The sequence below is a fragment of the Humibacter sp. genome (assembly GCF_051954055.1).
Lineage (GTDB): Bacteria > Actinomycetota > Actinomycetes > Actinomycetales > Microbacteriaceae > Humibacter.
In genome coordinates this window covers 63164-71870 of sequence record NZ_JBQCIE010000136.1, presented here as the reverse complement: position 1 = coordinate 71870, position 8707 = coordinate 63164, and the positions used below count along the sequence as shown (strand labels likewise).

At 69.0% G+C, this 8707-nt stretch carries 8 protein-coding genes; 4 read left to right on the top strand and 4 right to left on the bottom strand.

Annotation, left to right across the window (positions count from 1 at the left end; translation table 11 throughout):
- The coding region (locus ACTHNC_RS17930) for an ArsR/SmtB family transcription factor (protein ID WP_440295990.1) at positions 1-267 on the bottom strand (267 nt) is incomplete at its 3' end.
- 58 nt (positions 268-325) lie between these two features.
- Between ACTHNC_RS17930 and ACTHNC_RS17925 the strand changes: the two genes are divergently transcribed.
- Positions 326-766 carry a nuclear transport factor 2 family protein gene (locus ACTHNC_RS17925; protein ID WP_440295989.1) on the top strand — a complete coding sequence of 147 codons (441 nt, stop codon included), beginning with the start codon at positions 326-328 and terminating at the stop codon, positions 764-766.
- A gap of 106 nt (positions 767-872) precedes the next feature.
- On the opposite strand, the gene ACTHNC_RS17920 is transcribed toward ACTHNC_RS17925, so the two are convergent.
- The 3 genes from ACTHNC_RS17920 to gabT form a co-directional block, all read right to left on the bottom strand.
- Positions 873-2225: a flavin monoamine oxidase family protein gene (locus ACTHNC_RS17920; protein WP_440295988.1), complete on the bottom strand. Its 1353-nt coding sequence runs from the start codon at positions 2223-2225 to the stop codon at positions 873-875.
- Between the two features lie 275 nt (positions 2226-2500).
- Positions 2501-3967 (bottom strand): NAD-dependent succinate-semialdehyde dehydrogenase, encoded by a 1467-nt coding sequence (locus ACTHNC_RS17915; RefSeq protein WP_440295987.1) that lies wholly within the window; start codon positions 3965-3967, stop codon positions 2501-2503.
- Positions 3961-5331, bottom strand: a complete 1371-nt coding sequence (gabT, locus tag ACTHNC_RS17910) for a 4-aminobutyrate--2-oxoglutarate transaminase (protein WP_440295986.1) — start codon at positions 5329-5331, stop codon at positions 3961-3963. The genes ACTHNC_RS17915 and gabT overlap by 7 nt, the downstream gene beginning before the upstream one ends.
- Before the next feature lie 257 nt (positions 5332-5588).
- Here gabT and ACTHNC_RS17905 point away from each other — a divergent pair, with 257 nt between their 5' ends.
- The 3 genes from ACTHNC_RS17905 (at position 5589) to ACTHNC_RS17895 (ending at position 8521) form a co-directional block, all read left to right on the top strand.
- Positions 5589-6914, top strand: coding sequence for a PucR family transcriptional regulator ligand-binding domain-containing protein (locus tag ACTHNC_RS17905; RefSeq protein ID WP_440295985.1), 1326 nt, complete (start codon positions 5589-5591; stop codon positions 6912-6914).
- 47 nt (positions 6915-6961) lie between these two features.
- Positions 6962-7441: a hypothetical protein gene (locus tag ACTHNC_RS17900; RefSeq protein WP_440295984.1), complete on the top strand. Its 480-nt coding sequence runs from the start codon at positions 6962-6964 to the stop codon at positions 7439-7441.
- A gap of 75 nt (positions 7442-7516) precedes the next feature.
- Complete coding sequence (locus ACTHNC_RS17895; protein ID WP_440295983.1) at positions 7517-8521, top strand: nitrilase-related carbon-nitrogen hydrolase; 1005 nt, start codon at positions 7517-7519, stop codon at positions 8519-8521.
- The last annotated feature ends 186 nt before the right edge of the window (positions 8522-8707 follow it).

The following is an 8707-nucleotide window of genomic DNA, read 5'->3' as shown; positions in this document are numbered from 1 at the left end:
GTCGCGCACGGCGGCAAGGCCATCCGTGCGCACCACGAAGAGGTGCCGGGTGCCGTCCCTCGACTCCTCCACGAGTCCCGCATCCCGCAGCACGCGCAGGTGGTGCGACGTGATCTGCTGCGAGAGCTCGAGCCGCGCGGCGACGTCGCCGACGGCCTGCGGATGATCGCGCACCGCCGCCAGGATCGCCCTGCGGTTCCCGTCGGCGAGCGCGCGCAGACCGCGGTCGATGTCTGCGCCGTCGACGCGTGCCGCTTCACCAGCCATGGCAAAAGACTACCAACAACTCCTTGTACTCATCTTCATTTGTATTTATGCTGCTGACATGACCACAAGAACTCCCGCGGGCGTCGCCCGCGCGTACATCGAGGCGGTCGGGTCGCACGATCTCAAAACCGTCGACGGCCTTCTGGCCGACTCGCTCGAGGCCAGGGTCGGAGCCGGGGCCTCGGACAAGCAGCAGTGGATGTCCGCCCTCGAACGCCTGCTGCCCGCGCTCGTGCGCAACGACATCCGCGACGTCTACGAGAACGGCGACCACGCGTGCGTGGTCTACGACTTCGTCACGGACACCCCGGCCGAAGCTGGGCCCCCATCGCCGGTTCCGGACGAGCCGCGAAGCGGATCGGTCGGCCGAGCGATAGGGATCGTGTGCGTCGAGAACGTGCACGTCGCCGACGGACGCATCACCGACATCGAGCTCGTCTTCGACAAGGTGGCCTTTGCGCCGGTCAACGAGGCGCTGAAGGCTCGCGCGCTGGCCTGACGGCCGCGCCACCCATCTACAGCCAGTTCCCGCCAGTGCAGCCACTTGTCGCGGCTGCAGTTGCACGAACTGGCTGCGCTTGACCGGCGGCGGCACGCAGGATGAGCTACAGCAGCTCGCCGATCGCGGCTGCGGTGCCGCGGCCCATCCGGATCGCGCCGTCGACGTGCTGGTACCCGGCGCCCGCGAGGTCGCTGCACGAGAACCAGATCGGCCCGACCGGCTCGCGCAGGTCCGCGCCGTACCGCTCGAGGCCGCCGAGGTCGAAGCTCGCGGCGTAGGCGCCGCGCGTCCATTCCTCGCTGCCCCAGTCGCTCTCGTAGTACACGACCGGTGCCAGCGCCTGCTCGCCGTAGTAGTGCGAAAGGGACTCCAGGATGCGCCGCCTACGTTCCTCAGCGCTGAGCCGGAACACGTCGTCAGCGTTGCGGTCCGAGACGAAGCCGACCAGCGTGCCGCGGGCATCCCCGTGGTTCGTGTTGTCATATGCCTCGTGCACCAGTTCGTACGGGCTGAACGCGGTGCCGCTCAGGCCGTTCTCCCGCCAGAACGGTGTCTCGTAGACGGCGTGCACCTTGATGACGAACCCCATCGAGAGGTGCTGGTGCAGCTGCTGCTGCCTGCGCGGCAGCGGCGGTTCGAAGCTCATCCGGCTGATCAGGTGCGGCGGAACGGCGAGCACGGCGAAGCGCGCCTGCACCTCGAGCGAATCGGTGACCGCAGTCACGCCGTCCGCGCCCCAGCGGAGCGTGCGCACCGGGTTGTTCAGCAGCACGTCGTCGCCGAGCCGCTCCGCCAGGCGCAGCGGCACCTGCTGCAGTCCGCCGACGACGCGTTCGTTGAGGATGATGTCGGCATCCACCAGGTTCGAGAAACTCCCGGCGGATGCCGCCATCAGCAGCGCCTGGAGCGCCGAGAACGCGTGCGCGGGCTTCGTGAGCATCGCGCCGGCGATGAAGAGGGCGATGTTGTCACGCGCCTCCTGGTCGTCGGTCTGCGTCTCGAGCCATCGTTCGAACGAGATGCGGTCGAGCGCCGCGGCATCCGGATGCTCCCATGGCCGCTCCGGATCCAGCTGCGCGACGAGTGCATCGAGCGTGGCGATGAGCTCGACCATGATCTTCTCGGTCTGTGGTGCCACCGGGAAGATTTCGCCCTGAAACCGCTTCAACTCGCCATCGCGCCCGATGTAGACGCTGTCGCCGTCGCGGTACCGCTGGTACCTCTCAAGGCCGAGCTCGGCGAGCGTGTCTTTGAGGGCATCCTGCTCGGGCGACACCCACTGTCCACCGAGCTCGAGCATGGCCCCGTCGATCTCGTCCGTCCACAGCCGCCCGCCGACCCGGTCCCGCGCCTCGAGCACGACCACACTGTGCCCGGCCCTCCGCAGCTCCCAAGCCGCGGTCAGCCCAGAAGCCCCGGCCCCCACCACGACAACATCCCGCTCCAAGGAGCTCATCTCATGCTCATCTCTTCATCGCCTGCATCCACTCGCACCTACCCCCACCCGAATGGGCATCCGCGGGTGCCACCTCTCGTATGCACGCCCTGCCCGTTCGTCCCTGCATAACGCGAGGCCGCCGGAGGGATTCGGTTTCACGGGGCTGGCATTGGGTCTGGCAGGAGCCGCGCGTCCAGCGCGGCGGGGGCATGTCCCGCGAAGCCGAATCCCTCCGGCGGACTCGAGCTCGGGCATATCCCGGAAAACCGAATCCCGCCGGCGGCCGTAACCGACTACGCGAAAGGATTCGGCGTCAACGTGTACTTCGTCGACAGGTACTCGTGGATGCCCTCGAACCCTCCTTCGCGCCCCAACCCCGAAAGCTTGACGCCGCCGAAGGGTGCTGCCGCGTTGGAGACGACGCCGAGGTTGAGCCCCATCATGCCGGTCTGCAGGCGTTCGATCATCCGCTGTCCGCGTGCGAGGTCCTTCGTGTACACGTAGCCCACGAGTCCGTATTCGGTGTCGTTGGCGATGCGCACTGCTTCGTCCTCGTCGCTGAACGGCACGATGGCCACGACCGGTCCGAAGATCTCTTCGCGGAGGATGTCGCTGCCTGCGACGACGTCGGTGACGACGGTGGGCTCGAAGAAGGTTCCCTCGCCCTCGATCTTGGATCCGCCGATGCGGAGCGTCGCGCCGCGGTCGACCGCATCCTTGACCAGTTCGGATGCCTTGGCCACGCCCTTGTCGTCGATGAGGGGTCCGATGGTGACGCCTTCGTCCGTGCCGCGGCCGACCTTCAGCGCGCGCACCTTCTCGGTCACCTTCGCGGCGAACTCCTCGGCGACGGCCTCGTGCACGATGAACCGGTTTGCAGCGGTGCACGCCTCGCCGATGTTGCGGAACTTCGCCAGCATGGCGCCTTCGACGGCCTTGTCGAGGTCGGCATCCTCGAACACGACGAACGGCGCGTTGCCGCCGAGCTCCATCGAGGTGCGCAGCACTCCGGTCGCCGCCTGGCGCAGCAGTGCCTGTCCGACCGGGGTGGAGCCGGTGAACGAGAGCTTGCGCAGACGCGGGTCCTCGATGATCGGCTCGGATACCTTGCCCGACGTGGTCGTCGTGATCACGTTGACCACACCGCCCGGCACGCCGGCGTCTTCGAGCAGCTTCGCGAAGTACAGCGTGGTGAGCGGCGTGAGCTCGGCAGGCTTGACGACGACGGTGCATCCCGCGGCGAGCGCCGGCGCGATCTTGCGCGTTGCCATTGCGAGCGGGAAGTTCCACGGCGTGATCAGGTAGCACGGGCCGACCGGATGCTGCGTCACGATCATCCGCCCGGTGCCCTCCGGGTTTATGCCGTAACGGCCCGTGATGCGCACGGCCTCCTCGCTGAACCAGCGCAGGAACTCGCCGCCGTATGTGACCTCGCCGCGCGCCTCGGCGAGCGGTTTGCCCATCTCGAGTGTCATGAGCAGCGCGAAGTCGTCTGCACGCTCCTGCAGCAGGTCGAACGCCTTGCGCAGCACCTCACTGCGCTTTCGCGGCGGCGTGGCGGCCCATTCGTCCCCGGCCGTGACCGCAGCGTCGAGGGCGCGGATGCCGTCCGCCGGCGAGGCATCCGCGATCGTCTTCAGCACGGCGCCCGTCGCCGGGTCGTACACCTTCAGCTCGCTCGGGCGCTCGCCCTCGACCCACTCGCCGCCGATGTACAGCCGGGCGGGCACCCGGTCCAGGAGTTCTTGTTCGCTCAGCATTCCTTGATCGCCTTCCCCACGACATCCAGTCCTTCGTTCAGAAGCTCGTCCGAGATCGCCAGCGGCGGCAGGAACCGGATCACGTTGCCCCACGTGCCGCAGGTGAGCACGAGGACGCCCTGCTGGATGACCGCGGCGGCCACGCGCGAGGTGAGTGCGGCATCCGGTCCCCCGGTCTCGGGGTTCACCAGCTCGATCGCCATCATCGCGCCGCGTCCGCGCACGTCGCCGATGCGAGGGTCGGATGCCTTCAGCTCGGTCAGGCGCCGTTGCAGGATGTCTCCCAGCGCGCGGGCACGGGCGGCCAGGTCGTCCTGTTCGTACGTCTCGATCGTGGCGAGCGCCGCTGCACACGCGATGGGGTTGCCGCCGTACGTGCCGCCGAGGCCGCCGACCTGCGAGGAGTCCATGATCTCGGCGCGGCCCGTGACCGCGGAGAGCGGAAGGCCGCCCGCGATGCCCTTCGCGGTCGTCACGAGATCGGGCACGATACCGAACTGCTCGCTGGCGAACATGGTGCCGGTGCGGGCGAAGCCGGTCTGCACCTCGTCGGCGATGAACACCACGTTGTTGTCGTTCGCCCACTTCTGCAGCGCGGGGAGGAATCCATCCGCAGGAACGACGAAGCCGCCCTCGCCCTGAATCGGCTCGATCAGGATGGCCGCGAGGTTCTCGGCGCGCACCTGCACCTCGATCTGCGCGATCGCGCGAGCAGCGGCATCCGGTCCGCTCAGGCCATCGCGGTACGGGTACGACATCGGCACCCGGTACACCTCCGGCGCGAACGGGCCGAAGCCGTTCTTGTAGGGCATGCTCTTCGCCGTGAGCGCCATGGTGAGGTTCGTGCGGCCGTGGTACGCGTGGTCGAAGACGACGACGCCCTGCTTCTTCGTGTAGTGCCTGGCGATCTTCACAGCGTTCTCGACGGCTTCCGCACCCGAGTTGAAGAGCGCGCTGCGCTTCGGGAAGTCGCCGGGCGTGAGCCGGTTCAGTGCCTCCGCGACGTCCACGTAGGAGTCGTACGGCGAGATCGTGAAGCAGGTGTGCGTGAACTGCACCACCTGGCGCTGCACCGCCTCGACCACACGTGGCGCCGCGTTGCCCACACCGGTGACCGCGATGCCGCTGCCGAGGTCGATGAACGAGTTGCCGTCGGCGTCGACGAGCACGCCGCCACCTGCGGCGACCGTGGCCACCGGGATGGTGTGGCCGACGCCCTTCGCGACGGCCTCGGCCTTGCGCTCGAGAAGTCGGCGGGACCGGGGCCCCGGAATCTCGGTGACGAGCCGCCGCTCCTGCGGCAAGTCGGGGCCTCCGGTCGGGACGACGGGTGCAGCGCCGGGCTGCGTGTCGACGATGGTCATCTTTGTCTCGATTCGTCTGGGTTTGAGGGTTCAGCCCCGCCGTCGGTTCACAGCTCCTGCAGTTCGTGACCCGCACAGTGTACGAACCGCGTGATCCCACGATGCAGCGTGGCCGCGCTTCGTTTTTGCAGGAGTTACGAACCGCGCGCAGCGAAGTACGACGGCCTTGGGCCAAGGCTAGGACGACGGGCGATGCCCGTACCTGTACACCTTGTACATCCGGATGCCATTGACTGGCCACTCTGTACACTTGGGACATGCCGGCACCCACAGTACGTGTTCTGCTCGCCCGCCGGGAACTGGGGCTGCGTCTCCTCACTCCGGCGGATGACCTTGCCGCGGATGCCCTCGACGCCGAGGTCTCCTGGGTGCACAGTTCCGACCTGGCCGACCCGACGCCGTTCGTCATCCCCGGACAGGTGCTGCTCACGACGGGCACCCAGTTCGGCGGGACCACCGATTCGGATTACGACGGTTACGTCGCGCGGCTCGCTGCGGCGGAGGTCGCCGGGCTGGGCTTCGGCACGGATGTCGTGCGTGAGACCCCGGACGGCCTCGCGGAGTCCTGCCTGCTGGTCGGGCTCCCACTCTTCGAGGTTCCGTACCGCACCCCGTTCATCGCCGTCGCGCGGTACGCGGCCGACCTGGTCGCCGAGCAGGCGTACGCACGCAACACGTGGGCGCTGTCGGCGCAGCGAGCGGTGTCGCTGGCCGCCCTTCGCACCGACGGGCTCTCCGCTACCCTGGCCGAGCTCTCCCGGCAGCTGGGCCGGTGGGTGGTGCTCGTGGACTCCAGCGGCGTCGTCGATCGGGTGTTCCCCGCGCGGGCGTTGACGGCATCCGCCCGTGCGAGCGTCGAGTCCGAGGCGGCACGGATGCTCCGCGCCCGCCGTCGCGCGGCATCCACCATCGTCGAGGACACGACTGTCGTCTCGCTGCAGACGATCGGCGCCAGTGACCGACTGCTCGGGGTGCTCGCACACGGCGGAGACGACGAGGTGGACCAGGCTGCGCAGCAGGTCGTGACGGGCGTCGTCGCGCTCGCCGGGCTCGCCCTCGAGCAGGGTCGCGCGCTCGAGTCAGCGCACACGGCGATGCGCGACGTACTGCTGCGCGCGCTCGAGGACGCGAGCTCGCTCGGAGTCGAGCTCGGCGACCTGAGCGGGCTGGCCGGCGCCGACGTGACGGCGCTCGAGCGCTCCGCTTCGCGTGTCGCCGCTAAGCAGCGGTCGACGATCGCGGCGGCGCAGGCATCCGGCCCGGCTTCCGCTTCGGGTGGCGATCGGAGGGGCATCGGAGGCGGGTTGCTGGCGACGCTTGACGATGCGGATGCGCGAGCTCGGGCATCCGCGCTGCTCGCGCCGCTGAGTGCGCACGACTCGGATGGCGTGCTCGCGGACTCGCTGCTGGCCTGGCTGGAGCACAACGGGGTGTACGACGCGGCCGCGCGCACGCTCGGCGTGCACCGGCACACGCTGACCGCGCGCATCCGGACCGCAGAGCAGACGCTCGGGCGAGACTTCGGCTCGTTCGCCGACCGTGCTGAGGTGTGGACGGCGTTGCGGTTCACCCGGCACCTCTGACACCCGCGGGAAGCCTCGCTGCGGGCGGCCGGGGCTAGCCTCGGGGAGTGAGCGAACTCTGGGGTCTCTTCATACCGAGCTGGATCGGAAGCATCGGCGGTCTGGCCTCCGCCGGTGTGGCGATCGCGGCGTTCGTGCAGAGCATCAGGAACAAGCGCTCGGTCCACTCCGTGAAGGCGGCACTCGCACCGGAACACATGGCGCTCGCGGAGGGTTCACGCGCCCCGAGGGCGGCCGAGGCGACTACTCCGGCGGCTGAGCCGTGGTCGCTGACGCGAGACCCACGCGGCGACGGCCTCACGTTGACGAACGGTTCTGGCGCGACGCTCACGCTCGTCGGCATCCAGGTGTTCGACGGCACGGGCTGGGCTCCGGCGAGCCTCGCTCGGCAGGACCGAGTGGATGCCGGCACCTCGCGCACGTTCACGCTCGCAGCCCTCGGCGCCCGGTCGAGCAACCTCAACGTGGTGCGGTTGTCGTGGCTCGAGCAGGACGGTTCCATTCAGAGTCAGCGCATCCTGGTCTGATACGACAGGCTTTCCGATACAACGGCTCCGGCCGTCCAGCACCGCGCTCCGCTCACGTTCACGAAAGGCACAACGATGCGCCTCATCACCGCCGACGGCCCGCTCCCCTCGCTCGCCGGACCCGAGTCACTCGCCCCTGGCATCCCGGCTCCGAACGACTCGCCCCGCCGTCCTCCGGTGCGCGTCGCACTCGTGCAGCACCGCTGGCGCGAGAACCGCACCGAGCTCGAAGCGGTGCTGGATGCCGCGATCGGCCAAGCCGCAGAGGCCGGCGCCTCCGCCGTGTTCCTGCCGGAGCTGACCCTGTCGAAGTATCCGGCCTACGTGCGCGGCGGAGAGCGGGCGTCGGATGCCGCCGAGGACCTGCGAACGGGTCCGACGCTCGCGTTCGCGTCCCGAGCAGCGAGGAAGCACGGTGTCGCGGTGCACGCATCCCTCTACCAGCGCGACGAGGGCAGCGACGGGCTCGGTCTCAACACGGCGATCTTCGTCGGCCGTGACGGCGAGCTGGTGGGCTCGACGCACAAGCTGCACATCCCGGTGACGGCCGGCTACTACGAGCACACGTACTTCAGGCCCGGCCCGGCGGACGATCCCTACCCGGTGCACCGGCCGGCGGAGCTCGACGGTGCCGCGCTGGGGATGCCCACCTGCTGGGACGAGTGGTTCCCCGAAGTCGCCCGCCTCTATTCGCTCGCGGGAGCCGAGATCATCGTGTACCCGACGGCCATCGGCTCGGAGCCGGACTATCCCGGATTCGATACTGCCCCGGTGTGGCGCCACGTCATCGTGGGCAACGGGATCACGGCGGGCACGTTCATGATCGTGCCGAACCGCACCGGCGATGAGGGCGAGCTGACGTTCTACGGCTCGTCGTTCATCTCGGATCCTTACGGCCGAGTACTGGTGGAGGCGCCGCGCGACGAGGAGGCCGTGCTCGTCGCCGATCTCGACCTCGACCAGCGTTCGCACTGGCTCACGCTGTTCCCCTTCCTGGCGACGCGGCGACCCGATACCTACGCAGCACTGATCGAGCCGGTGGATGCCGACCATCCGCTGGGCGGGCGCGTCGCGCCCTGAGCGCGGCGGGCGAACGGCACGGGAGGGAATGATGAGGCGAGGGGGAACGCCATGAGCAAGGATGACCGCGAGAAAGCACCCGAGAAACGCAAGGGTACGGACGACGCGCCCGAACTGTTCGCCGTGGACGCCTCGGGCGAGGTGGTCGACCTCGACGTCGTCGAGCCGGACGAGGCTGCCGAAGCC

What these genes read in the sequence shown, in the direction of transcription:
- ACTHNC_RS17925 (WP_440295989.1), top strand. Translation starts at nt 326, where the DNA reads ATGACCACAAGAACTCCCGCGGGCGTCGCCCGCGCGTACATCGAGGCG.
- ACTHNC_RS17920 (WP_440295988.1), bottom strand. Translation starts at nt 2,225, where the DNA reads ATGAGCTCCTTGGAGCGGGATGTTGTCGTGGTGGGGGCCGGGGCTTCT.
- ACTHNC_RS17915 (WP_440295987.1), bottom strand. Translation starts at nt 3,967, where the DNA reads ATGCTGAGCGAACAAGAACTCCTGGACCGGGTGCCCGCCCGGCTGTAC.
- gabT (WP_440295986.1), bottom strand. Translation starts at nt 5,331, where the DNA reads ATGACCATCGTCGACACGCAGCCCGGCGCTGCACCCGTCGTCCCGACC.
- ACTHNC_RS17905 (WP_440295985.1), top strand. Translation starts at nt 5,589, where the DNA reads ATGCCGGCACCCACAGTACGTGTTCTGCTCGCCCGCCGGGAACTGGGG.
- ACTHNC_RS17895 (WP_440295983.1), top strand. Translation starts at nt 7,517, where the DNA reads ATGCGCCTCATCACCGCCGACGGCCCGCTCCCCTCGCTCGCCGGACCC.